17 protein-coding genes and 1 riboswitch are annotated in these 25,420 nt (G+C 67.6%); of the genes, 10 read left to right on the top strand and 7 right to left on the bottom strand.

The annotated features are described in order from the left end of the window. Positions 1-51 precede the first annotated feature (51 nt). The 3 genes from AC3A4T_RS16660 to AC3A4T_RS16650 all read right to left on the bottom strand — a co-directional run bounded on the left by AC3A4T_RS16660 (position 52) and on the right by AC3A4T_RS16650 (position 3,488). Positions 52-1,041 (bottom strand): YheT family hydrolase, encoded by a 990-nt coding sequence (locus AC3A4T_RS16660; RefSeq protein ID WP_487676572.1) that lies wholly within the window; start codon positions 1,039-1,041, stop codon positions 52-54. 7 nt (positions 1,042-1,048) lie between these two features. Beyond that, entirely contained in the window at positions 1,049-1,855 is an 807-nt protein-coding gene (locus tag AC3A4T_RS16655; RefSeq protein ID WP_082124645.1) for a lysophospholipid acyltransferase family protein, read from the bottom strand. Positions 1,856-2,177: 322 nt separating this feature from the next. Beyond that, complete coding sequence (locus tag AC3A4T_RS16650) at positions 2,178-3,488, bottom strand: sugar MFS transporter (protein WP_487676383.1); 1,311 nt, start codon at positions 3,486-3,488, stop codon at positions 2,178-2,180. Positions 3,489-3,932: 444 nt separating this feature from the next. Between AC3A4T_RS16650 and AC3A4T_RS16645 the strand changes: the two genes are divergently transcribed. The 6 genes from AC3A4T_RS16645 (at position 3,933) to AC3A4T_RS16620 (ending at position 15,915) form a co-directional block, all read left to right on the top strand. Beyond that, positions 3,933-4,994: a glucokinase gene (locus tag AC3A4T_RS16645; RefSeq protein WP_487676382.1), complete on the top strand. Its 1,062-nt coding sequence runs from the start codon at positions 3,933-3,935 to the stop codon at positions 4,992-4,994. Positions 4,995-5,195: 201 nt separating this feature from the next. After that, complete coding sequence (locus AC3A4T_RS16640; RefSeq protein ID WP_487676381.1) at positions 5,196-7,868, top strand: TonB-dependent receptor; 2,673 nt, start codon at positions 5,196-5,198, stop codon at positions 7,866-7,868. A 278-nt stretch (positions 7,869-8,146) separates the two neighbouring features. Next, complete coding sequence (locus AC3A4T_RS16635; protein WP_487676380.1) at positions 8,147-10,561, top strand: family 20 glycosylhydrolase; 2,415 nt, start codon at positions 8,147-8,149, stop codon at positions 10,559-10,561. 279 nt (positions 10,562-10,840) lie between these two features. Further along, a complete protein-coding gene (locus tag AC3A4T_RS16630; RefSeq protein WP_487676379.1) occupies positions 10,841-11,479 on the top strand; it encodes a tetratricopeptide repeat protein in 639 nt (212 codons plus the stop codon). A 266-nt stretch (positions 11,480-11,745) separates the two neighbouring features. Next, a complete protein-coding gene (locus AC3A4T_RS16625; RefSeq protein WP_487676378.1) occupies positions 11,746-12,942 on the top strand; it encodes an EAL domain-containing response regulator in 1,197 nt (398 codons plus the stop codon). 6 nt (positions 12,943-12,948) lie between these two features. Further along, the gene (locus AC3A4T_RS16620) at positions 12,949-15,915 is read left to right on the top strand and encodes an ATP-binding protein (protein WP_487676377.1); all 2,967 of its coding nucleotides are present in this window, start codon (positions 12,949-12,951) and stop codon (positions 15,913-15,915) included. Between the two features lie 309 nt (positions 15,916-16,224). Here the strand turns inward: AC3A4T_RS16620 and AC3A4T_RS16615 are convergent, their stop codons facing one another. The 4 genes from AC3A4T_RS16615 to AC3A4T_RS16600 form a co-directional block, all read right to left on the bottom strand. Further along, positions 16,225-16,887 carry an ankyrin repeat domain-containing protein gene (locus AC3A4T_RS16615; RefSeq protein ID WP_487676376.1) on the bottom strand — a complete coding sequence of 221 codons (663 nt, stop codon included), beginning with the start codon at positions 16,885-16,887 and terminating at the stop codon, positions 16,225-16,227. Between the two features lie 701 nt (positions 16,888-17,588). After that, positions 17,589-19,103: a Tle-like phospholipase domain-containing protein gene (locus AC3A4T_RS16610; protein WP_487676375.1), complete on the bottom strand. Its 1,515-nt coding sequence runs from the start codon at positions 19,101-19,103 to the stop codon at positions 17,589-17,591. 630 nt (positions 19,104-19,733) lie between these two features. Further along, the gene (locus AC3A4T_RS16605; protein ID WP_487676374.1) at positions 19,734-20,465 is read right to left on the bottom strand and encodes an ankyrin repeat domain-containing protein; all 732 of its coding nucleotides are present in this window, start codon (positions 20,463-20,465) and stop codon (positions 19,734-19,736) included. A gap of 66 nt (positions 20,466-20,531) precedes the next feature. Beyond that, positions 20,532-21,527, bottom strand: a complete 996-nt coding sequence (locus tag AC3A4T_RS16600; RefSeq protein WP_487676373.1) for a Tle-like phospholipase domain-containing protein — start codon at positions 21,525-21,527, stop codon at positions 20,532-20,534. Positions 21,528-21,745: 218 nt separating this feature from the next. On the opposite strand from AC3A4T_RS16600, the gene ggt reads away from it, so the two are divergent. From ggt to AC3A4T_RS16580, 4 genes are all read left to right on the top strand, one after another. Continuing rightward, positions 21,746-23,494 (top strand): gamma-glutamyltransferase, encoded by a 1,749-nt coding sequence (gene ggt, locus AC3A4T_RS16595; protein ID WP_487676372.1) that lies wholly within the window; start codon positions 21,746-21,748, stop codon positions 23,492-23,494. A 35-nt stretch (positions 23,495-23,529) separates the two neighbouring features. Next, positions 23,530-23,784, top strand: a complete 255-nt coding sequence (locus AC3A4T_RS16590; RefSeq protein WP_487676371.1) for a hypothetical protein — start codon at positions 23,530-23,532, stop codon at positions 23,782-23,784. A 131-nt stretch (positions 23,785-23,915) separates the two neighbouring features. Then, positions 23,916-24,164, top strand: a complete 249-nt coding sequence (locus AC3A4T_RS16585) for a hypothetical protein (RefSeq protein ID WP_487676370.1) — start codon at positions 23,916-23,918, stop codon at positions 24,162-24,164. A 64-nt stretch (positions 24,165-24,228) separates the two neighbouring features. Continuing rightward, positions 24,229-24,306, top strand: a riboswitch (S-adenosyl-L-homocysteine riboswitch). A gap of 12 nt (positions 24,307-24,318) precedes the next feature. Next, positions 24,319-25,335 carry an ATP-grasp domain-containing protein gene (locus tag AC3A4T_RS16580; protein WP_487676369.1) on the top strand — a complete coding sequence of 339 codons (1,017 nt, stop codon included), beginning with the start codon at positions 24,319-24,321 and terminating at the stop codon, positions 25,333-25,335. The last annotated feature ends 85 nt before the right edge of the window (positions 25,336-25,420 follow it).

The raw sequence follows: 25,420 nt of genomic DNA, 5'->3' as shown, positions 1-25,420 counted from the left end.
CACGCGGCCCTGTCGGCCAGCGCCGGACCGCGCCGAGATCCCGCCGCGGCATCACCCCGACGCCAGCGACTCCATCCGATCCGCGATCCAGCGCTCGGCGAACCCATCCAGATGCGCGTTCTCCAGAAACCCGCAATGCCCGCCCCACGGCGCGACTTCCAGCCGCGAATGCGCCGGCAATTCCAGATCGTTGAAATCCGCCACCGGGATCACCGGGTCGTCGACCGCCATCAGGATGCTCACCGGCACCTCGACCTGCGCCAGGCGCGGGCCGGCGACCGAATAGCCTTCGAAATAGCGCTCCAGGGTGCCGAAGTCGGTATGCCGCTCGACCATCCACTGGGTCAGCGGCCGCATGCTCAGCCCAAGGGTGCGGTCGTCGAAATCGTGCACGCCCGGAAACAACTTACGTTTGCGCGACAGCGATTCGCGCCACTTGCGCTCGAAGTACCACAGGTACAGCGGCAATCCGGACTCCATCGAGGCCATGGTCCGGCCCGGATCGAGCACCGGACACACCGCGGCCACGTGGGTCAGCGGCAGGCCCGCCCGCGGCGCGCGCAGCGCCAGCCGCAGGGCGAAATTGCCGCCGAGCGAATAGCCCGCCACCGACAACGGCCGCAGCGGAAAACGCCGGGCGATCTCGGCGGTGGCCTGCACCACTTCGTCGATGCGGTTGGAGTGGAACAGGCCTTCGTTGAGGTGATGGGTGTCGCCGTGGTCGCGGAAATTCAGCCGGAACACTTCGAACCCGCCCTCGAGCAGGCGCGCCGCGGTCAGCCGCATGTAGTTGGAATCGGCGCTGCCTTCCCAGCCGTGCAGCAGCAGCACCAGGCCGCGCGCCTTCACCCCCGGCATCGCGCTGTGCAGGCCGTGCAGGCGCACGCCGTCGCCGGTTTCGATCAGATGCGGCTGGGTGTGCGCGCCGACCTGGGCCAGCCGCCGTTCCGCATGCCGCCGGCGCAGCGGGCTGGATCCCAGCGCCGACTGCACGTGCGCATTGCGTAACCAGCGCGGTGGCGCGTAGTCGGCGGCGGTCAGCATGGTCTCAGCTCGCCATCGCCTCGACGATGCGCTGCCGCGCCAGTTCGGCGATGCGGCGGCGGCCGTCGGCTTCGCCGGGCGCGATCGGGGTCAGGAAATGCACTTCGGCCAACCGCCCGGGTTCGCCGAGCAGGCGCAGGAAATTGGCGAAGAAGCTTTCCTTGTCCTGGAACGCGACCACCGCCTGGGCGTCGCCGTGCTCGCCGTAACGCAGCGCCACCGGCTGCACCGGCACGCCGGCCTCGACCGCGGCCAGGAAGATGCGCGCGTGGAACGGGCCGATCTCGCCGCCGCCGCGGGTGCCGCCCTCGGGAAACACGCCGACCGAGCGGCCCGCGCGCAGGCGCGCGAGCATTTCGTGCAGCACGCCGCCGAGCGATTCGGTGTTGCCGCGGTGATGAAAGATGGTCTCGCCGCGCGCGGCCAGCCAGCCGACCACCGGCCAGCTGGCGATCTCGCGCTTGGCGACGAAGCCCATCATCCGCTGGCTGTGCAGGATCTCGATGTCGACCCAGCTGACGTGGTTGGCCACGAACAGGGTCGCCCCCGCCAGCGGCGTGCCGACCCGGCGCAGGCGGAAACCGAAGATCCGCATCAACCCGGCCGACCAGGCGCGGATCAAACGGTGTTCCAGGGTTTCGGCGCCGATCGGCAATTGCGCGGTCAGCGGCGAGGTGAGCAGCAGCAACAGCGGCAGGTGGATAAGCACATGCCACAGCAACAGGGGCACACGGACGAGGTAACGCAGCGCGCGCGCGGTCTGCGCACCGGTAGGCGCGACCGCGCCGGCGTGGGGAGGCGGCGCATTCATTACGCCCACGATACCGAAGCGCAGTCGCAGCGACCAGCGGCGATTGCGACCGGGCCGGCGTTTAAAACGATTTGGTCAAAAGTTGACCGCTCGTTCGCGGCTTTGGCTGAACGGGAATCGGGGTTTGAGCGGGGCGGCAAAGAGCAAATCCCCCTGCCGCCCTTTTTTAAAGGGACGGAAGGGGACATGGCAGCGGTGCTCGCGCAGGCCAGGCGAAGCCGTGAACTGGCGCTCAACCGAAAGCCGATCAGCGCCGGCAACACCACGACCCGCCCCTTCAAAATAAGGGGAGGATTTGCTCTTGCTCTCCCCCAACGCAACCTCAATTCGAAGAAGACGCCGCCACCGCGCCCGCCGAAGCCTCTCGGCGATCGCGCAGGCCGACCTTATGCCCGGCCTGGGCGAAGTACAGGATGTACAGGTAGCACGGCACCATCAGCAGCAGGAACACCAGCTGGAAATCCAGGTGCTGCTTGAGCACCGCGTACAGCTGCGGAACCACCGCGCCGCCGGCGATGCCCATGATCATCACCGCCGAACCGACCTCGGTATGCCGGCCCAGCCCGCGGATGCCGAGCGGGAAGATCGCCGGCCACATCATCGCGTTGGCGAAGCCCAGCGCGGCCACGAAACCCACCGACACATAGCCGTGGGTGACGAACGCGCCGATCGTCAACACCACGCCGAGCACCGCCGACAGGCTCAGATAGCGCTCCTGCGAGATGAAGCGCGGAATCACGATCAGGCCGACCACGTAGCCGACCAGCATCCCGCCCAGGGTCAGCGAGGTGAAGAACTTGGTCTTGTCCAGCGGCAATCCGAAGCTGTGGCCGTAGGTGCCGATCGCATCGCCGGCCATCACCTCCACGCCGACGTAGACGAAGATGCACAGCGCGCCGAGCCACAGATGCGGGTAGCGCAGCAGGCTGCCGCCGCCATCGGACGCGGAACGGTTGGCCTCGGCCGCGCGCAACTCGGGCAACGGCGAAAACAGCACGCCGACCGCGAGCAGCGCCAGCAACCCGGCCATCAGCAGATACGGCCCGTGGATGCTGGAAGCGAAGGTATTGAGCAACTGCGCCTTGGTCGCCGGATCGGCCGCCTTGACCTGCTCGGCCAGATCGCCCATGCCGTGCAGCACCATCGTGCCGAGCACGATCGGCGCGAGGATGCCGGCGACCTTGTTGCAGATGCCCATCACCGCGATGCGCTGCGCCGCGCCCTCGATCGGGCCGAGGATGCTGATGTAGGGATTGACCGCGGTCTGCAGCACCGCCAGGCCCGCGCCGATCACGAACAATCCGCCGAGCGCGCCGGGGTACCAGCGCTGGGTGGTGAACTCGCCGAACACAGCCGCGCCGATCGCCATCACCAAAAGGCCCAGCGCCATGCCGCGTTTCATGCCGGTGCGGCGCAGGATCGCCGAGGACGGCACCGCGAGAAAGAAGTACGAAAGATAGAAGGCCATCGGCACCAGGAACGCGCCGACCTCGTCGAGATCGAAGGCGAGCTGGGCGAAGGCGATCAACGGCCCGTTGAGCCAGGTGACGAAACCGAACACGAAGAACAGCGCGCCGATGATCGCGATCGAGCCCAGATACCGCGGCTGAGCGTTGGCGTTGGAAACCGACATGTGACTCCCCTCCCAGAGCAGCGGGGACCGCCCGCCACGTCTCGCAGTCATCCGGCTTGACCGGTACGACAAACGACCGCCCAACGTTGTCACAAGTCCGCGGCCCACGCCAGCGCGGGCGGTAAAAAAGCCCCGAAACCCCCGTCATACCGTGATCGACGACGCGCGGGCGTATGTTGCGGCGCACCACAAAACGGCGTCTTAAATCCACGATTGCGCGACCGGATGGGCGTTTCTGACGAGGCTGTTGACAACGTTGTCAAACCCGGAGCACTCTCGGCGCCGCCAGGGGAAACCGATGGGCAGCCGTGGAGGGCGCATGCAGTGGGACACGCTGTTAGGGGCACGGGTCGCAACGACGGCCGTGCCGCGGGGACGCATCGCGAATGGACCGATCGACGCGCAAGCGTCGCGCGTCGCGCCGCGCCGCTGGAAGGGACACGCATGAGCGCCGCACCCAGACTCACCCCGGCCGTGAACGCGTCCGCGGGCAGCTTCATCGCCGCCGATGTCGGCGGCACCCACACCCGCGTCGGCCTGGTGCGTCCGGGCAGCGGCGGCGATTCGACCGTGGCCGTGCTCGCCCACCGCAAGTACGTGTGCGCCGATTACCCCGGGCTGGCCGCGATCCTGGCCGAGTTCATCGCCGGCAACGGCGTGGGCGTGGACCGGGTGGTGATCGCCACCGCCGGCGTCGTGCTCGACGACGAAGTGGTCAATTCCAATCTTCCCTGGCGCATCTCGCTGTCGCAGCTGCGCAGCGAACTGGGCCTGCACGAAGTGCTGGTCATCAACGATTTCCAGGCCAACGCCAACGCCGCCCAGTGCATGGCGCCGGCCGATTCCACCCTGCTCACGCCGGGTGTCGGCGACTCCGACGCCACCGCCGGCCCGGTGCTGGTGATCGGCCCGGGCACCGGCCTGGGCGCGGCGGTGCGCATTCCGCATGGCAAGAGCACGGTGGTGCTGCCGACCGAAGCCGGCCACACCGCGTTCGCGCCGGGCAACACGCGCGAAGCCGACATGCTGCGTCTGGCCCAGCAACGCGGCCAGACCCACGTACCGACCGAATATTTCGTCTCCGGCCCCGGGCTGGTGAATCTGTACAGCGCGCTGTGCACGCTCAGCGGCGTGGACGCTTCGCTGCGCGCGCCGGCCGCGATCACCGACGCCGCGCGCCGCGGCGAAGCGATCGCGCGCGAAGCGGTGCTGACCTTCTGCGCGCTGCTCGGCAGCGTGATCGGCGATCTGACCGTGATCAGCGGCGCCAAGTCGGTGTTCATCGCCGGCGGCATCCTGCCGCAACTCAAGGACTTCGTGCCCGACAGCCAGTTCCACCCGCGCATGCTCGACAAGGGCGTGATGCGCCCGGTGCTCGAACGCGTGCCGGTGCGGCTGATCGAAAACGAACGGCTCGGCGTGATCGGCGCGGCGAGCTGGTACCTGCAGCACCTGGCGCAGACGGCGGCCGACGCCGAGCCCGCGCCGCGGCACCCCATGCAGTAAATGCGAAACCGCCGCGCGCGCCGATCGCGGCGCGCGCGCCATCGCGGATTCGCATCGAAGGCGGCAGTACCGCAACACCCCGGACACGGCGCTCGCCGCGACCGGATCGCATCACCGCACCCGCAGTCAAAACACCGGACTTGGCGACGAACCGGTTCCCCGGACGATCGCACAGCCATCACCGCCCGAGGGAGGAACAAAATGAAAGTGCGCAAGACCATCTTGTCTGCCAGCATCGTCACGGCCCTGTTGATGGGTCCTGGCCTGGCGTTCGCCCAGGACGCGGCCCCGGCCGCCGCCTCGCAAGCCACCGATCTCGACACCGTCGTGGTCACCGGCATCCGCGCGAGCCTGGAAAAATCGCTCGACACCAAGCGGGCCAACGTGACCGTGTCCGAAGCGATCACCGCCGAGGACATCGGCAAGTTCGCCAGCACCAACGTCGCCGAAGCCATGTCGCAGATTCCGGGCGTGACCCTGGATCGTCGCTTCGGCCAGGGCGAACGCGTCAGCATCGACGGCACCGATCCGAGCCTCAACCTGTCGTTTCTCGACGGCCATCCGGTCGCGCAGGCGATCTGGCTGTACGGCGAACAGCCCAACCGCGGCTTCGACTACACCCTGCTCGCGCCGGAAATTCTCGGCCGACTGGAAATCATCAAGTCGTCGGAAGCGCGCATCACCGAAGGCAGCCTCGGCGGCACGGTGCTGATGCACACGCGCAAGCCGCTCGACCTCGACGCCAACTCGGTCGCGGGTTCGGTCAGCTACAACTACAGCGATCAGGGCAGCAAGGGCCGCCCGAGCGCCTCGGTGCTGTACAGCTGGAAGAACCCGCAGGAAAACTTCGGTATCTCCGTCGCCGCGCAGCATTACGAAGAACAGGTCGACCGTCAGGGCCTGGAGATCTTCGGCTACGCCAAGGCCTCGACCTTCACCAACGCCGCACGCGCCGGGCTCGACCCGAACGCGGAAGTGCCCAACTCGATCAACGCGGCGTGGTTCCAGCAGCACCGCAAGCGCGACAGCGCCGTGGTCAATCTGCAGTTCCAGCCGAACGATCAGTGGAACATCGATCTGCAGGGCCTGTACATCAAGGAAAACTTCGACAACTACAACCAGTCGTTGTACAGCTTCCTGACCTGGAACGACGGCACCGTCGGCGCGGTCAACCAGCTCGGCGACGCCAAGAACGGCGTGGTCACCAGCGGTCATTCCAACGCCAACGCCGATCCGCTCGGCGGCACGGTGATCTACGACAACAACGTGCGCGAGTCGGAAGTGGTCACCAAGGGCATTGACCTTCGCACCTCGTTCAAGGGCGAGGGCTGGGGCTTCAAGGGCCAGATCGGCAGCAGCAAGTCGGAAAACGAAAACCTGGCGCAGTACTTCATCGAGCCGGTCTACAACGGCGGCTTCAGCTGGGACATCAACCGCGGCATCAAGTTCGACAACCCCGACGCGGCCCGCAACCCGGCCAACTGGGGTCCCTCGGGCGGCCTGACCAACGGCTGGATGGGCAACAACGGCGTGTTCTCCACCGAAAGCAAGGACACCTACGGCCAGATCGATTTCAATGTCGAGTTCGACAGCGCGATCAACAACCTGCAGTTCGGCGTGCGCCGCGCCAAGCATGAGGAGTCGTTCGACCTCAACATCTACGGCCCGGTCAACCGCGGCACCCTGGCCGACGTCGGCACCATCGGCCTGACCGACATCCGCGGCTTCACCGGCGATCACGGCCGCCACATCCAGGTCGGTCGCGGCAACGTGCTCGACTGGGTCAAGGGCAGCCCGCTCGACTTCAACAACCCCGACGCAGCCGGCTACCTCAACAACACCTGGGCGCTGGAACAGACCAACACCGCCGCTTACGTGCAGGCCGACTTCTCGGCCGGCGCCTGGCGCGGCAACTTCGGCGTGCGTTACGTCGAGTCCAAGACCGACGCCAGCGGCTTCGTCTACGGCGGCGCGCCAAGCCTGACCGATCTGGCCAGCAAGTGGCAGACCAAGTCGCGCAAGGAGGACTTCTTCCTGCCGTCGTTCAACGTCGTCTACGACACCGGCAACGACGTGCTGCTGCGTTTCGCCGCGGCCAAGGTGATCGCCTGGGCGCCGTACAACCAGATGGTCAACAACACCTTCCTCAACGACACCACCTACAACGGCAGCGGCGGCAACGCCGAGCTGTCGCCGTACGAGTCGACCAACTTCAACCTGTCGGCCGAGTGGTACTTCGCCGAGCAGTCGGTGCTGGCCGCCTCGGTGTTCTACAAGGACATCGACAACTACATCGACAGCGCGGCCCGGATCGAGCGTCAGTACAACTCGATCCGCGACACCAACCGCGTGGTGTTCGACACCACCCTGGTCGGTTTCAACGGCTGCGCCGCCGACGGTTATTGCGATTACGACATCCAGCGTCCGCGCAACGCCGGCAAGGGCAAGGTCAAGGGTTTCAACGTCAGCTACCAGCAGCCGTTCGCCGACACCGGCTTCGGCATGACCGCGAACTACACCTACGCCGACGGCGAGAACAACACCGGCGATCCGCTGCCGTACCAGTCGCGCGACAGCGTCGCGATCAGCCCGTATTACGAGAACGGCCCGCTGAGCGTGCGCCTGTCGTACAACTGGCGCAGCCATTACCTGGCCGGCGGCTATGTGGCCGGCGCGGCACCGGCGAGCGTGGACGACTACTCCGAGCTGGGCGCCAGCGTGGGTTGGAAGTTCAACGACAACATGGGCCTGTCGTTCGACGCGATGAACATCCTCGACGAAGAGTACGTGCAGTACTCGGGCAACAAGGACAAGCCGGTCGGCAAGTACCACAGCGGTCGCCGCTACATGGCCGCGTTCCGGTTCAACTTCTGATCGGCCTGCACGGCGATCGAAGCGGTAAGCGCGCGTCGGCCGCAAGGCCGGCGCGCGGCAACGGCGGGGCGATGGCGCAATCGCCCCGCCGGTGACACCCGAAGCCCGGCACCTGCGTGTCGGGTTTCTTTTGGTTGGGGATTGGGGATTCGGGATTTGGGATTTGGGATTCGGAGTGGGGACGGCGGCATGTGGGCTGACGTTGCCGTTCGCTGACGATCTCGCAAATCCGAATCCCGAATCCCGAATCTCGAATCTCGAATCCGGACCCAAGGCTCATGACGAAGACGCGCACGACCCGCAGCCTGCTCGCCGCCGCCGCTCTGGCCGCCGCGTTGACCGCGTGCCACAGCGCCGCTCCACGTGAGGCCGCTACGGATGGGCAGGCCGCGCACGACAGCGAACCGGCGAGCGCAACGCGCGACACGTTCGCCGCTCATCGCACCGCGATCATCCCGCGTCCGCTCAAGACCCAGGTCCAGCGCGGCCGGTTCGAATTCGATGCGAACACGCCGGTGCAGGTGCATGCCGGCCAGGCCGGCGAACGCCGCGTGGCCGATTACTTCGCCGCCAAGGTGCGCGCATTGCGCGGCTTCGCGCCGGTGGTCTCCGAAACTCAAACCCCATCCACGAACGCGCGCGACGCGATCGCGCTGAGCATCGAACCGGAGCTGGCGATCGGCGACGAAGCCTATGTGCTCGACATCCAGTCCGACGGCGTGCGCATCCGCGCGCGCACCGAGGCCGGCCTGTTCTATGGCGCGATCAGTCTGTGGCAATTGCTCACCGCCGACGGCGACCAGGGCGCGACCCGGATCGCCGCGCAGCGCATCGAAGACGCGCCGGCGTATCCCTGGCGCGGGGTGATGCTGGACGTGGCGCGGCATTTTCGCAGCGTCGACGAGGTCAAGTCGGTCATCGACCAGATGGCGCTGCACAAGCTCAACACCTTCCACTGGCATCTCACCGACGATCAAGGTTGGCGCATCGAGATCAAGCAATACCCGCGCCTGACCCAAGTCGGCGGCTGCCGCATCCTCGCCGGCGCCAACGGCCGCGACGCGCAGGGCAAGCCGCAGCCGTACTGCGGTTACTACACTCAGGACCAGATCCGCGACGTGGTCGCTTATGCCGCCGCGCGCCACATCACCGTGGTGCCGGAGATCGAGATGCCGGGGCATGCGCAGGCGGCGATCGCGTCGTACCCGGAGCTCGGCGTGACCGACGTCGTGCGCAAGCCGCCGCGGGTGTCGCCGGACTGGGGCGTGCACACTTATCTGTTCGGCGTCGACGATTCGACCTTCACCTTCCTGGAAAACGTGCTCGACGAAGTCGCCGGGCTGTTTCCGTCGAAGTACATCCACATCGGCGGCGACGAAGCGGCCAAGGACCAATGGATCGCGTCCAAAAAGGTCCAGGCCAAGATCAAGTCGCTCGGCCTCAAGGACGAGATGGCCTTGCAGAGCTGGTTCGTCGGCCGCATCGGCCAGCACCTGCAGAAGCACGACCGCATCCTGCTGGGCTGGGACGAAATTCTTGAAGGCGGCCGTCTGCCGGCCAACGCGACGGTGATGTCCTGGCGCGGCACCGCCGGCGCGGTCGAGGCCGCGCGCGAAGGCCATGACGTGATCGTCGCGCCCGATCGGCAGTTGTACCTGGACTACGTGCAGAGCGATCGCGACGACGAACCGCCCGGTCGCTTTCCGGCCAGCACCTTGCGCAACTTCTACGATTTCTCGATCGTGCCGGCCGAACTCAGCGCGCAGCAGAGCAAGCACGTGATCGGCGCGCAGGCCAATCTGTGGAGCGAGCACCGGCGCAGTTTCGATCGCATCCAGACCGCGCTGTATCCGCGCCTGGATGCGTTGGCCGAAGTGGTGTGGTCGCCGTCGTCCAGCCGCGACTGGAACGATTTCCAGCAGCGCCTGGCGCCGCAGCTCGCGCGTTACCGCGCCCAGGACGTGCTCGTCAGCGATGTCGCGTATGCGGTGTCGTTCAAGCTCATCGATGGCGCCGATGGACAGCCGCAACTGACGCTGTCGAACCAGGCCGGCTTCGGCGAGATCCGCTACCGCAGCGACGGCGGCGATCCCGATCCGACGTCGCCGCGTTATCGGCAGCCGCTGCCGGCGACACCGCCGCTCGACCTCGTCGCCACCACTTTCTTCGACGGCCGCCCGCTGGCCGCGCCGCGCCGTTTCAGCGCCCGCGACCGGGCCGACCTGAGCCGTCGCACCAGCGCCGGCCTGCGGCCGTGCCGCGAGGGCTACAACCTGCGCCTGGAGGACGACGCCGCGCGCGATGGCGGCCGCGACGGCGAGCGCGCCGCGCTGACCGTGAACCTGATCGATCCGTGCTGGATCTACCCGGCCGCCGCGCTCGACGGCATCGGCGCGATCGAGGTCCAGGTCGGCCAGCTGCCGTACAACTTCCAGCTCTGGCACGACACCGACAAGATCGTGACGCGCAAGGCGGTGCAAGGCGGCGCGCTGGAAGTGCGTCTGGACGATTGCAAGAGCGCGCCGATCGCGCGTCTGCCGCTGGCCGCGGCCAAACGCACCGACGCGATCACCACACTGCGCGCCAAGTTGCCGGCGCACAGCGGTCGCCACGACCTGTGCTTCGTGTTCGCCAGCGGCGCCCACGACCCGCTGTGGGCCTTGGATGCGGTCACCCTGCACCCAGCCGAATAGCGACAACCAAACGCTAGAAGCGGCGTAAGCCGCGACCGCGAGACCACGACTACGACAAACCTTCGCCGCGGTTGCATCGCCACGACCACCACGCGCAAGCGCGGCAAGTCCGATCGATCGCCAGTCCCGCAACAAGCCGCCCGGGCCTCGCGTTTAACATACGCGAGAGCATGCTTTCTACGCGCCGACTATGCGTAATCGGGCGAAGTATGTGCGCCCGTTCATGGAACCGGCGTTCGAACGGTTAGCATATGAGCGCCATAAGGGGGATCCACGTACATGTTCACGCGTAATTTGTTGTTGGCCACGGCACTCGCCGCTGCCTTGTTCTCCGGCGCCGCCGGTGCCCAGACCTTGCCCAAGCCGAACGAGTTCTACTTCGACGCCGATGCGCAGACCACCAAGCCGGTGATCGCGGTGCGCGAAACCGGCGACGCGGCGACCGACCGTCTGGCCAAGATTCTCGAACGCAAGCCGCACGCGCCCAACGAAGCCGCCCAGCTCGCGCATCTGGCGATGCAGGCCGGCCGCAACGACCTGGGCCGTCAGCTGTACGGCCGCGCCTTGCGCGAAGTCGACGGCGGCAGCACGTTCTGGCGCGCGATCAACTGGAACTACGCCTGGGACCAGTTCCGCGCCGGTGCGCCGGAAGACGCGTTCAGGCTGTGGGCCACGGTGCACAACGCGCGCACCGTCAACGCCTCGTGGATGCCGCCGACCTACGCGCTGGTGCTGTGGACGCTGGGTCGCAAGGACGAAGCGGTGCAGTGGTACGCCGCCGCGGTGCGCACCGAGCCCGACCAGTGGCGCACCAGCGCGCGTTACGCCGAGCTGTTGCCCGAATGGCGCGACAGCGAGCGCGCGACCTTGGCCGAAGTGCAGCAGGCCTGGGCCGCGAAGCCGCCCAAGTGGCCGTGAGCGCGAACGGCTGAATCGCGCGGGCGGGCGCGGGTACACGCACGGTGTACCTCGCCGCTGCACCCGCCGACGCGTGGGTGCCGCCACCCAATTCAATAGCGATATCGTGACCGGCGGCCGATGCGGCGCCGGTCACCGGTCACGCCGGCCGCGCCTCGCACCGGCCGTTCGCGCTGCTTGTTCCCGTTGAACTCCCTACACGGCTAAAGTCGCCGTACGCGGCCGACGCTGTCGGCCTGTGGTTGCGTTGCGCGGCCGGGGAACTGATGTCCATATCGGCACTGAGCGTCCTGGTGGTCGAAGACCACGGCTTCCAGCGCCGCATGGCGCTGCGCCTGCTGTCGGAGCTTGGCGTCACCCGCGCCTACGAGGCCGCCGACGGCGCCAGCGCGCTGCGCCTGCTGGAGGCCATGGCGCAGCCGCCCGACGTGGTCATGGTCGACCTGGACATGCCCGGCATGGACGGGATCGAATTCATCGACCACCTCGCCCAGCGCCATCTGGCCCGCGCGGTGCTGGTGGTCAGCGCGCTCGATGCGGCCTTGCTGCACACCGTCCAGACCATGGCCCGCGCTTGCGGCCTGCGCGTGCTCGAGGCGGTGGCCAAGCCGCTGACCAAAGCCAAACTGTCGACGGCCCTGGGCAGCCTGCGCGAAACCACGGCCGACGTGGAGGAAGACTCGCCCGGCGAGATCACCACCGAGGCCGTCCGCGCCGCCCTGGCCAACGGCGACATCGTGCCGTGGTTCCAGCCGCAGGTGGAGCTCAGCAACGGCCGGGTGATCGGGGTGGAAGCGCTGGCGCGCTGGCGCCGCGGCGACGGCCGGGTGATCCTGCCGCAGCATTTCGTGCCGGTGCTCGAACGCGATCACCTGCTCGACGAACTGACCGAACGCATGCTGGCCCAGGCCTGCCGCTGGAAGCGCGACTGGGACCGCGCCGGGCTGCGCCTGAAGCTGTCGGTGAACGTCTCGGCCTCGACCCTGGACGACACCGGCGCCGCCGACCGCTACCAGCGGATCGTGCGCGAGGCCGGGGTCGACCCGGCCGAGATCGTGCTCGAACTCACCGAAAGCTCGCTGATGGCCGACGCCGCGCGCGGCCTGGCGGTGCTGGCGCGGCTGCGGCTGAAGGGCTTTGGCCTGTCGATCGACGATTTCGGCACCGGCTGGTCGTCGCTGTCGCAGCTATCGCAGGTGCCGTTCACCGAATTGAAGATCGACCAGGAATTCGTCGCCGGCGCCAGCCAGCAGCCGCGCAAGCGCGCGGTGGTCGAGGCCAGCCTGGACCTGGCGCGCAAGCTCGGCCTGGACGCGGTCGCCGAGGGCGTGGAAACCATCGAGGACTGGCAGATGCTGGCCGAACTGGGCTGCACCACCGCGCAGGGCCGGCTGATCGGCGACGCCGTGCCCGGCGAGGAGCTGCCGGCCATGCTCAGTCGCTGGCGCCGGCCCGAGCACTGAGCCGCCGTGTTCGCCTGGCTCGACCGCTTCAGCATCCGCCGCCAGCTGTGGGGCCTGTTCGCGTTGTTCCTGCTGGCCGGCGCCAGCGTGCTGGTGATCGACGAAATCGAACAGCAGCGCGCGCGCCGCACCCTGCAGACCCTGCAGGACGACGCCCTGCTCGGCCTGCGCCTGATCAAGACCATTTCCGACGGCTACGGCCTGGACGTGGTCGACACCACCTTCCGCGTGCGCAACGACCTGGTCGGCTGGGACGAAGGCCTGGCCCGGGTCGAGGACGCGCAGCGCCGCATCGACCAAGCCTGGTTGCGGCTGCAGACCCTGCCGCACACCGCGCCGGAAACCGAACAACTGCACGCCGCCGCGCTGGCCCGCCACACCGCCGACGCGGCCGCGGCCGAATTGCGCACGATCCTGCGCCGCCGCGACCTGCCGGCGCTCGGCCGCTTCGCCGACACCCGCCTGTACCCGGCGATCGACCCGCTGACCCAACGCCTGCAGACCCTGTCGGACCTGGAGCTCACCCAGACCGACGCGGTGGTGCGCGCCGATCTGGTGCGCAGCGAACGCGTCAGCCTGCTGCGGATCGTGGTGTCGCTGCTGGCGCTCGGACTGGCCGCGCTGATCGGCCGGCGCGTGCTGCGCAACGCCTCGCGCGGCATCGACCGGCTAACCTGGCTGGCGCGGCGCATGCGCGAACACGACTACACCGCCGAACCCGGCGAACTGCCGTCGGGCGAACTCGGCGCGGTGATGCAGGCCTTCATCGACATGCGCCGCGACGTGCTCGGTTTCGAAACCGAACTGACCGGCCAACTGATCCGCAACGAACGCACCCGCGCCGAACTCGAACGCCGCGAACGCTTCCAGGCCTCGCTGCTGGATTCGGCGCAGACCGCGATCCTGGCGGTCGATGGCGAGGGCCGCTTCACCCTGGTCAATCCGTTCGCCGAACGCCTGCTCGGGGTGCGCGAGGCCGATATGGTCGGACGCGAATCGCTGCAGGCGGTGTTCGAACCACGCGCGCTGCGGACGCTGGCGGCCGAACTGAGCACGCAACTCGAGCAACCGGTGTTGACCGACTGGACCGCATTGCGCGAACTCGCGCGCACCCAGGCCGCGCCGCGCGAAACCCGCCTGCGCCATCGCAACGGCACCTGGGTGCCGGTGCTGCTCGCGGTCTCGGCCACGCGCGAGGGCGAGGACGACGCGCCGGGCCTGCTGGTGGTCGCCGCCGACCTGAGCGCGCTCAAGCGGCTGGAACGCGCGCTGCGCGCCAGCGAAGCGCGCGCGCAGGACGCCAACCGGGCCAAGTCCTCGTTCCTGGCGGCGATGAGCCACGAGATCCGCACGCCGATGATCGGCGTGACCGGGATGATCGAAGTGCTGTCGCATTCGCGGCTGGACGCCGAGCAGCGGCACGCGCTGGAAGTGATCCAGCATTCCTCGCAATCGCTGTTGCAGATCATCGGCGACATCCTGGATTTTTCGAAGATCGAGGCCGGGCGGCTGGAACTGGCGACCGACGCGGTCAGCCTGCCGGCGCTGCTGCGCGCCACCGTCGCCGGTTTTCTCGGCGCGGCCTCCAGCCGCGGCGTGCAACTCAGCTGCCACATCGACCCACGGATCGCGCCCGCGCATCACGCCGATGCGTTGCGGCTGCGCCAGATCGTCGGCAACTTCCTGTCGAACGCGGTCAAGTTCACCGAGCGCGGCACGATTCAGGTCGCGCTGGAGTACGAAGGGCGCGAGGGGTCGAACCCCGTCGCGGGCGGCGTCGATGCGCCAGCCGTGGATTCGACCGATAGGGATGCCAGCGATTCGACCTCCATCGTGCCGGGCAACTCAGTGCCGGACCAGGCCGATCAACCACCCGCGCGCGACCTGCTGTGCCTGCGCGTCACCGACACCGGCATCGGCATCAGCGCCGAGCAGCAGCAGCGACTCTTCGAACCGTTCAATCAGGCCGACGGCGACACCACCCGCCGCTACGGCGGCACCGGCCTGGGCCTGGCGATCTGCAAGCGCCTGGCCGAGTTGATGGGCGGCGAAATCAGCCTGCACAGCGAGCCAGGCATCGGCACCACCCTGCGTCTGCGCGTCGCCCTGGCGCGCGCATCGCAGGCCGAGTTGAACGCCGCGCCGTCGGCATTGCCGGCGAATCTGGCCTTGCTGCCGCGACCGCTGCCCGACCTCGCCACCGCCGAGCGCGAACGCAGCCTGATCCTGCTGATCGACGATCACCCGACCAACCGCCTGGTGATCGCGCGTCAGCTCGCGCTGGCCGGCTACGCCTGCGAAGCCGCCGCCAGCGGCGAAGAAGGCCTGCAACGCTGGCGCAGCGGCCGCTACGCGCTGCTGTTATCGGACGTGCACATGCCCGGGCTCGACGGCTACGGCCTGGCGCGCGCGCTGCGCGAGGAGGAAGCGCGCGCCGGCATCGGCCTGGGCGATCCGCGCCGCACGCCGATCCTGGCGCTGACCGCCTCGGCGTTGAAGGGCGAGGCCGAGGCCTGCCTGGCCGCGGGCATGGACGACTGCCTGATCAAACCGATCGCGGTCGCGCGCCTGGCCGCGAGTCTGCGCCAATGGCTGCCGCATACCGCGCCGAACGAACCGCCGCCGAGCCCGCTCGAAGGCCACGACGGCGCGCGTGTGCTCGATGTCGCGGTGCTTCGGCGCCTGCTCGAGGACAGCGACAGCGAAGCCGGCGAGGTACTCGACGATTTCCTGACCGCGACCGCGCAGGATCTGGCCGACCTGCACCGCGCGCATCGCGACGGCGACCTCAGCGTGCTGCAGCATTCGGCGCATCGCATCCGCGGCGCGGCGCAGTTGATCGGCGCGATCGAATTGAGCGAGGCCGCCGACGCCCTGGAGCAGGCGGCGCGCGCGCAGGACTGGAATCTGGCGTTGCCGTTGCTCAGCGATGTGGAAACGGCGGTGGAACGGTTGCGGCGATTGCCGCGGTAGGGATTCGACGATGCTCGCCGTGGTGGCTGTTTTTTCGCGAGTGCCTTGGGGTTGGCTTGGCGGGCGAAGAGCAAATCTCCCCTAACCCCTCTTTGTCAAAGAGGGGGACCGCGGCGCGGTGGTGGGCTGGGTTCGTCGGATGTCCGGGCGTCTCGAGCGTAACCTCCGCCTCGCACTATCTGCCGCGTCAATTAGCCCACTTTGTAAAAGGGGGCTGGCGCCTGCGCTGCTACAACTCAAGCGATGATCTGGCTGCGCCGGGGGATTCGCTTTTGCTTTTGCTTTTGCTGTTGCGCTATCGCAACCGCCTCACTTGGCCTGCGCATCCTCAATCGGAATCTGATGCTCGCGCAGCCATTCGATCACCGCCTCGCGCTCGCGGCGGGTCTGCGCGTTGAGGATCTTGTCCGGGGTCATGAACATGAAACGCTGAAAACTCGCGCCCTGCACGTTGCGCGTGTTCGGGCTGGCACCGGCCTGCAGCAGTTCCAGCGCATGGCCGAATTCGTTGACCTTGGCCGCCTGGTGCAACGGCGTGTTGCCCATGCGATCGGGCACATCGGGCTTCGCGCCGGCCTTCAGCAAGGCTTCGAAATTGTCCGCGCGTTCGCCCATCAACGCCGCCGCCAGCGGCGTGGCCTGGGTGACCGTGTTCGGCGTGTCCGGGCTGACCCCGTGATCGAGCAGCACGCGCAGGTAGCGCGGGTGGTCGGCCATCGCCGCCAGATGCACGACGGTCATGCCGTCGTCGCTGCCCTGGGCCGGATCGGCGCCCGCGGCGAGCAAGGCCTTCATGCCCTCGGTGCTTTGGTGGTACAGCGCCCACTGCAACGGCGTGACGCCCTTGGCGCCGCGCTCGTTGGGATTGGCGCCGGCTACGGCGAGTTCGCGCACGCGCGCGGCATCGCCATCGGCGGCGGCCTGGGCCAGTTCGGCGGTGCGCACGTCGGTGAAGGCTTCGCTGGCTTGCATCGATCGGTTCCCGGGGCCTGCACACGCCGTGCAGACCGACAGCATAAGCAAGACGGCGGCGGCCATCACGCGCGAAATAGTGCGATGCGGCTGGGCGAGGCTCGGGGGCATGCGGGCGCCTTCGGTGTCAGCGTGGTTCGATCGTAACGCAGCGGTGGGAAAGGGGATGCGAAAGGGTCGCGGCTTTTCGACGGGGGGATTGAATGCGCACGCAGCGGTGGCGGATGCGCGGTTGGATTGGGGATGACGACGCGGCGCGATTTTTCGCGTCAAGGCACTGGATCCCCGCGTTCGCGGGGATGACGGTCGGGAGAGAGGACGGGCAGGCAAAGCGACGTTGTCGCGCGATAGCTACGCGGCGCGAAAGCGGCGCTTGCGGAATGTTTCGTCGCAGTGGAGCCCTGGATCCCCGCCTTCGCGGGGATGACGGCTTGGGGGGCGCGCATGCCTCGCAAGATGCGGTGGTTGCGAATCGCAGCTCCTGCATCCCCACCTTCGCGTGGATGAAGCGACGCTGTTCTATCGCGCTTCCATCGCGTTGCCAACTCGATGCGAAATAGTCTGCGCTCAGTCGACCTGAGCTCACTCGCCAAGCTCGCTCGGCGCAGACGCATCGCTTATCCGGCGCCATGAGCCACGGCGCCGTCATGGCCTGAGCCACGCGCCGAACCCAAGCTCAGCGCCCACTCAATCGAACCGATTCAATCAAACGGATTGAGGAAGCTGCCGACATCCTTGGCCACGTTGACCGCGCCTTCGGTCACGTCGCCGGCGAAGTCCAGGGTGGCTTCGGCGGCGGTGCCCAGGCCGTCGATCGCGGTTTCGGCCAGGTTGCCCAGGTCGTCGGTGCGCGCGCCGAGCCATTCGCCGCTGTTCTCGACCCAGCCGGCTACGGTGTCGCTCGCGCCTTCCAGGCCTACGTATTCGCCGACGTCGCGGATCAGGCCGCCGGTCAGTTCGCCGGCGCCCTGCAAGGTGTCGCCGGCCAGGTTGAACGCGCCGTCGACGACGTCGCCGGTCAGATTGAGCGCGCCTTCGGTGACATCGCCGGCGAGCTTGAAGGTGCCGTCGAGGTAACGGCCGTTGGCGTATTCGTTGTTGACAACGCTGACCAGATCACCGCCGAAGTCGTAGCCGACGTTGAACGCATCGACGCCGAGGTCGACCACTTCCTGCAGACCGTCACCCAACAGATCCATGCCGGTTTCCGACACGGTCTCGGCGGCATTGTCGAGCAGGCCCAGTTCATCGCCTTCGATGCTCGGGGTCGGCGTCGGGGTCTGGGTCTTCATGGCCTCGATCACGGTCCCGGCGCCGTGCGCGGTCGCTGGATTGGCCCAGCCGCCGGGGTGGGCGAGGTTGAGTTCATAGCCGACCGCATCGGGCATGCCGTTGATCAGTTCCACGCCCTGCTGCGCGCCGGTCAGCGGATCGCCGTCGACGTTGTAGCGGCGGATCTGGCCGTCTTCGGCCTGCGAACGCGCTTCGTGCGGGGTGAAGCCCAGGTCGCGCAGAGTGTCGTTGCTCAGGCCGGCGGCGTTGAAGGTCACCGCGGTATTGCCGGTGGCGAGGGCGGCAGTCGAAGCCAGGCCGCCGCCGAGCGAGTGGCCGGTGAACACCACATTGTCGCCGAACGCGGCCTCGGCTTCCTTCGCCAGGGCCACCGCCTGCTTGTACTGGCTGGTGTTGAAGCCCAGGCCCTGGCCGACGTCGTTGGCGATATCGCCGTCGCCGAGCGGATTGAAGCCGTTGGTGCCGGCGAACGCGACCACGTACTGGCCGTCGCCGTTGGTGTAGACCGCGGCGCGGAAGCCGCTGCCGTCGACGTCGAGGCTCGCCGGGTCGATGCCCGCGGGCTTGCCGTCCGGCCCCTTGAGGTTGGTCAGCTGATCGTCGGTGAGCCGGGTCCAGCCGGCCGCGCCGGTGTTGGTGGTTTCGTACACGTCGCTGGACAGCTCGGCCAGCGCGGTGTCGATCTCTTTCTGCGGCTGCTGGCCGGCGAGCTGTTCGCTGAAGGGCTGCTCCGGCTTGACCTGCGCCGGCACCGGCACGTGCGGCGAATACGGCAGTTCGACCGGCGCGGCGAGCGTGACCGGCGGCGCGACCACCTGCGGCGGCGGCACCACCGGCTGGGGCTGTGCATGCAGCAGGTTGTCGATGACGCTGGGCAGCTGCGCGAAACGCAGAACGGGGTTGGTGAAATCGCTCCAGCTCATCGGTGCCGTCTCCTGTGCTTGACGGTAGGGTATGGGTGGCGAATGGCTGGAAACAGCTGGTGGGGGCCCGAGCTAGGGTTTGCCCTAGGGGCGGGGATTGGGGATTCGAGATTGGGGATTCGGACCCGCGCGTGCGCGAGGACTGGGGTGCGGCTGCCGCTACGGGTACGGGTACGGGTACGGGTACGGGTACGAAGGCGAGCGTAAATCATCGCCCACTTTGTAAAAGGGGGCGCGCGCCTTGCGTCGGGACGAGGCCGAGCCAATCCAGCGGCGCGGGGGATTCGCTTTGCCCGCAGCGACCGCAAAGACTCAGCGAGCCCGAAGCCGCGCAGTTCATCCAGCGCTGCGAACTCACCGCCTCGCGTTAGCAAACGCACACCCGAAGGGCGGCGCACATGGATGTGCGCCGCGCGCCACACGGGACATCCATGTCCCGGTGGCGCACGGCGTGCATCCTGCACGCCGCCCTCTGGATGTGCTGTTGCTAACGCGAGCTCCAAGCGTCGCAGCGCTGGATGAACTGCGCGGCTTCAGACTCAAGCCAAAAAACAGGGAAACAACGAGGCAGCGGCAGCGGCAGCGGCAGCGGCAGCGGTTACGAGGATGCGCGTAACGCCGGCAAAGCACTCAACGCGTCGCGTCTTCCACCGCAATGTCATGCGCCTTCAACCAAGCCACCACCGCCTCCCGCTCAGCCCGCGCCTGCGGGTTGAGCTTGTCGTCCGGCAGCTTGAACAGAAAAGTCTGAAAACTCGCCCCGCGCTGATTGCGCGCGTTCGGATTCGCGCCGGCCTTCAACAAAGCCAAGACCTGTCCCGAGGCGTTGAGCTTGGCCGCCTGATGCAAGGGCGTATTGCCCATCCGGTCGGCGCGGTCGGGGTCGGCGCCGGCGCGGAGCAAGGCGTCGAACTGCGCCTGATAGCGCGGCGCGGCGGCTTCCGACAACGGCGTCTCGCCGGTCTCGGCGTGGGCCGCGTTCGGATCGGCGCGATGGGCCAGCAGGAGGTCGAGGTATTGCGGATCGTTGGCGATCGCCGCGCCGTGCACGGCGGTGCTGCCGCCCATACCCGGCCGGGATGGGTCGGCGCCGTTGTCGAGCAATGCCTGCACGCCGCGCGGGCTTTGCGCCAGCATCGCGTACTGCAACTGGGTGAGTTCGCGCGCGCCGCGCGCATTCGGGTCGGCGCCCGCGGCGACCAGCGCGTGCACGCGCGCGACGTCGCCGTCGGCGGCGGCCTGCGCCAGTTCGGCGCTGCGCGGATCGGGAAAGGCCTGCTTGGCGTCCATCGCATCTCCTGAGCACGCCGCGCCGGCCAGGGCCAGACAGATCGTCAACGCGGGAAGCGTGGCGGCGCGCATGCGACGGGTTTTACCACGGTCGCGATGAGGGTTCGGCGCGGACGCTCATCGCATGCGCCGATGCCGTCAGTTCCACGGCTGCTGAGTCTGCATCGCCTCGATCAACGGACCGATCGCATGCAGTTCGCCCGGACGCGTGGCCTTGTCGGCGACGTATTCGGCGGTGCGTTTGGCCATCTCGATCGGGTTCCAGGTGAAGTCCGGGGCCTGCGGCGGATCCGGGTCGTCGAGGGTGATCTCGTGGCCCGGCGCATCCGGGATGCCGTTCAACAGCGGCACGTCTTCCTGCGCGGCGGTGAGGATTTCGCCGCCGACGTTGTAGCGGCGGATCTGGCCGTTCTGCGCATCGTCCTTGACCCTGCCCGGGTCCAGCCCCAACCCGCGCAAGGTGTCGTCGTGCACGCCGGAAGCGTTGAAGGTGACCGCGGCAGTGTCGGTCGCCAGCGCCGCGGTCGCGGCCAGGCCGCCGCCGAGCGAATGGCCGGTGATGACCATGTTCTCGCCGAAGGCTTCCTGCGCGTCGCGCGCGAGTTGCACCGCCTGGTCGTACTGCTTGGAATCCCAACCGATGCCCTGACGCGCGTTGTTGATCCAGTCCTGCACATCGTTCGAACCGGCGTAGGCGACCACGTACTTGCCGTTGCCGTCGGTGTAGATGCCGGCGCGGAAGCCGGTATCGGCATTCTCCAGCGAGGCCGGGTCGATGCCGGCCGCGCTGAGCTGCGCATCGTCGAGGCGGTTCCAGCCGGCGACGCTGGTGGTCGCGGGGTTGTAGACGGCCTCGGCGATCTGCGCCATCTGCAGGTCGATCGGCTGCGAATTCTGGCCGCGCAGTTGCTGATCGAACGAGGTCGGATCGGGCGCGGCGTTGGCCGCCGGGCGCTGCTGCGCGTTCACGCCCAGCAACTGCGGGTGATAGCTCGCTTCCAGCGTGTACGGGCCGGCCTCGGGTTGGGCCAAGGCGACGGGTTGCGCCGCGGGCGGCAACGCCTCGGACGGGTTCTGCCAATTCGGCTGAAGCTGGCTTTGTTGAAGCTGGCTCGGCTGCAGTTGCACGCTCATCTGGCCCTACTCCCGACGTCGATGGGTCGAACCTACGCGGCCGTATGCGCGCGCCACAACTGGGGAGGACCCGAGGCCGGCGCATTCAGTTGCGCGGGGCGCGACCCCGGTCGCGCTGGCGATCGCATCGGCGATGCGAACCGATCGCGCAACCTCCGGCCCGGGCATGACGGGCCGCGGCTGCGTTATCTTCGGCTGTCACTCGGGAGAGAATCGCAATGCCGCCTTCGACCCACGCGCCTCGCCGCGCCCTTCGTCCCTGCCTGCACGCGGTGCTCGCGCTGGCCTGCGCCCTGGCCCTGCCGAGCGCGGCCAACGCGGCCGATCGCATCAGCGGCCAGGCGTTCGCGACCCGCAGCGAGGTGTACGCGCCGCACGCGATCGCCGCGACCTCGCATCCGCTCGCCACCCAGATCGCCCTGGACGTGATGAAGGGCGGCGGCAGCGCGGTCGACGCGGCGATCGCGGCCAACGCCGCGCTCGGCCTGATGGAACCGACCGGCAACGGCGTCGGCGGCGATCTGTTCGCGATCGTGTGGGACCCCAAGACCAAGAAACTCTACGGCTACAACGGCTCGGGCCGTTCGCCCAAATCGCTGACCCTGGCCGAGTTCCAAAAGCGCGGGCTCAAGGAAATTCCGCCGACCGGGCCGTTGCCGGTGACCGTACCCGGCACGGTCGACGGCTGGTTCGCGCTGCACGAACGCTTCGGCCGCAAACCGATCGCCGACGACCTCGCGCCGGCGATCCGCTACGCGCGCGAAGGCCATCCGGTGCACGAGGTGATCGCGTACTACTGGAACGCCTCCGTGCCCAAACTGTCGAAGTGGCCCGGTTTCAAGGAGCAGTTCACCATCGACGGTCGCGCGCCGCGGGTCGGCGAGATGTGGAAGAACCCCAACCTCGCCAACACCCTGGAACAGATCGCCACGGGCGGACGCGATGCGTTCTACAAGGGCGATATCGCCCGCACCATCGACGCCTATTTCAAGGCCAACGGCGGTTACCTGAGCTACGACGATCTGGCCTCGCACCATGGCGAATGGGTCGAACCGGTCAGCAGCAATTACCGCGGCTACGACTTGTGGGAACTGCCGCCGAACGGCCAGGGCATCGCCGCGCTGCAGATCCTCAATATCCTGGAAGCCTACGACATGAAATCGTACGGCTTCGGCAGCGTCGAGCACGTGCATCTGTTCACCGAGGCCAAGAAGCTCGCCTTCGCCGACCGCGCGCGCTGGTACGCCGATCCAGCGTTCGAGAGATCCTCGCCGGTCGCCAAGCTGATCTCCAAGGATTACGCCAAGCAGCGGCGCAAGCTGATCTCGATGGACAAGGCGCTCAAGGAAGTGCAACCGGCCACGCCCGCGCAGCTCGACCAGGGCGACACCATCTACATGACCGTGGCCGATGCCGACGGCATGATGGTCTCGCTGATCCAGTCCAACTACCGCGGCATGGGCAGCGGCATGGCGGCGCCGGGGCTGGGTTTCATTTTCCAGGACCGCGGCGAGCAGTTCGTGCTCAAGGAAGGCCATCCCAACTCGTTCGCGCCGGGCAAGCGGCCGTTCCACACCATCATTCCCGCGTTCGTGACCAAGGCCGGCAAGCCGTGGTTGTCGTTCGGCGTGATGGGCGGCGGCATGCAGCCGCAGGGGCACGCGCAGATCATGATGAACCTGATCGATTTCGGCATGAACCTGCAGGAAGCCGGCGACGCGCCGCGCATCCAGCACGACGGCTCGACCGAACCGGCCGGGCAGGCCGAGGTGATGAGCGACGGCGGCGAACTCGATCTGGAAACCGGGTATCCGTACGAAACGATTCGCGAGCTGATGCGTCGTGGGCATAGCGTGCGGTTCGCGCATGGGCCTTATGGTGGGTATCAGGCGATCATGGTCAATCCGAACGGGGGGTATGTGGGGGCGAGTGAGTCACGTAAGGATGGGCAGGCGGCTGGGTATTGAGGCTGGGATGAGGCTGGGATGAGGTTTGGCGGCGGTTGAGGTTCGTCGTTGTGTTTGCAGAGGTTGTTTTGGTTGCCCTTGCCTTGGTCGTTGCCGTTGCCTTCGCCGCTGCCTTTTCTATTGCTATTGCCTTTTCTATTGCTATTGCCTTTTCTTTCGCTGTTGCCTTTGCTTTCGCGGTTGTTTTTGCTCGTCATTCCCGCGAAGGCGGGAATCCAGTGCCTTTCGTGCGAGAACGCTTGAAGTCACTGGATTCCCGCGTTCGCGGGAATGACGTTCTGGTGAGATGACGCTGACGTCTCTGGATTCCCGCTTTCGCGGGAATGACGGTCTGGTGAGATGACGCTTAAGTCTCTGGATATTCGGCTGCGCCGAAGTAAAGCGGAGCCCGCCTTCGCGGGCATGACGTTCTGGCGGGATCGTGCTGAAGTCTCTAGATAGAGACGGCGTAGAAGCACAGCTGTCACTTCTACGTGGTGACTCCCAATATCCGCGCCACACCGACACCGACACCGACACCGACACCGACACCGACACCGACACCGACACCGACACCGAAAAATTCTTGCACCCACCCAAACCCAAGCGCGAAGCTTTCGCAAATTCGCGCCCAGTCCTCGATTGCCCCGCCAATCGTATTGACAGCCCGCAAGCCTCTGCAGAACACTGACCGCGCATCGCAATGACCGCGATGCATTCCAGTTGCGCAGCCGCCACATCAAGGCCGCGCAGTCCGGGCCGAGGGGTGCTGCGACGGGGCTGAGCTCCGCCACGCTCGATCCGCGATGCCGAAGCAAGGGCGCCCTCCCCATCAAGGAGGCGTCATGCCTGTGTTCCGTTCCGCATCACTCGATTCTCCGACCCATCCGTCGGCTTCCCACCCAACCGCATCCACCGACGCCGCATCGCCCGATGCCGCGCATGCGTCGCCAGTCGCGCGCTTCGATCCGCCGCTGTCGATCGCCCTGGTCACCTCGCAAGTCCATCCCGATATCGACCCCGACGACGAAGGCCTGGTGGCCGCGCTACGCGCGCGCGGCATCGAGCCCACCGCGCGGATGTGGAACGACCCGTCGGTCGACTGGGCCGCGTTCGACGCCCTGCTGGTGCGCAGCACCTGGGATTATTTCCAGCACTACACGCAATTTCTGCGCTGGTACGCGCGCATCGCCGAGCTCGGCGTCGCCATCGTCAATCCGCTGCCGCTGCTGATCTGGAACAGCGACAAGCGCTATCTGCTCGAACTGGCGAAACTCGATGTTCCGATCATCGCCACCACGCATGCGCGCGGCGACCAACTCGAAGCGACGCTGGCGTCGATGAGCGGCGAGGTCGTGGTCAAGCCCAGCGTCAGCGGCGGCGCCTGGCATACGGTGCGCGGACGCATCGGCAGCGACGCATTCGACCAGGCCCTGGCCGCGTTGCCGCGCGAACTCGATTATCTCATCCAGCCGTTCATGTCGCAGATCGTCGAGCAGGGCGAGTGGTCGTTGCTGTTCTTCGGCGGCGTCTACAGCCACGCGGTGCTGAAGAAGCCCGGCGCCGACGACTACCGCGTGCAGACCTATTTCGGCGGCACCGCCGACCTGACCGAACCCGATCCGGCTATCCTCGCCGCCGCGCGGCATGCGCTGCAGGCGGTGACGGCGCTGGGGTATCGCGATCAGGCCTATGTCCGCGTCGATGGCGTGGTCGACGACGGGGTGTTCCGGGTCATGGAACTGGAATTCATCGAGCCGTTCCTGCACTTCGCCGCGCATCCGCCGGCCGCGGATTTGTTCGCCGCGCAGTTGGCGCAACGTTGGCAGGCCCTGCGCGCGCCGGACGCACGGGTCGCCTGATCGCGTGTGCTCGCGCCGCCATCGAATCCGGCGGCGTGCGTGAGTGCAGGTGAAGCGCGCCGCATGGACACGCGGACGCACGGAC

Source organism: Lysobacter sp. Soil_N_51 (assembly GCF_057655755.1).
This window is presented reverse-complemented; position numbering and strand designations above follow the sequence as displayed.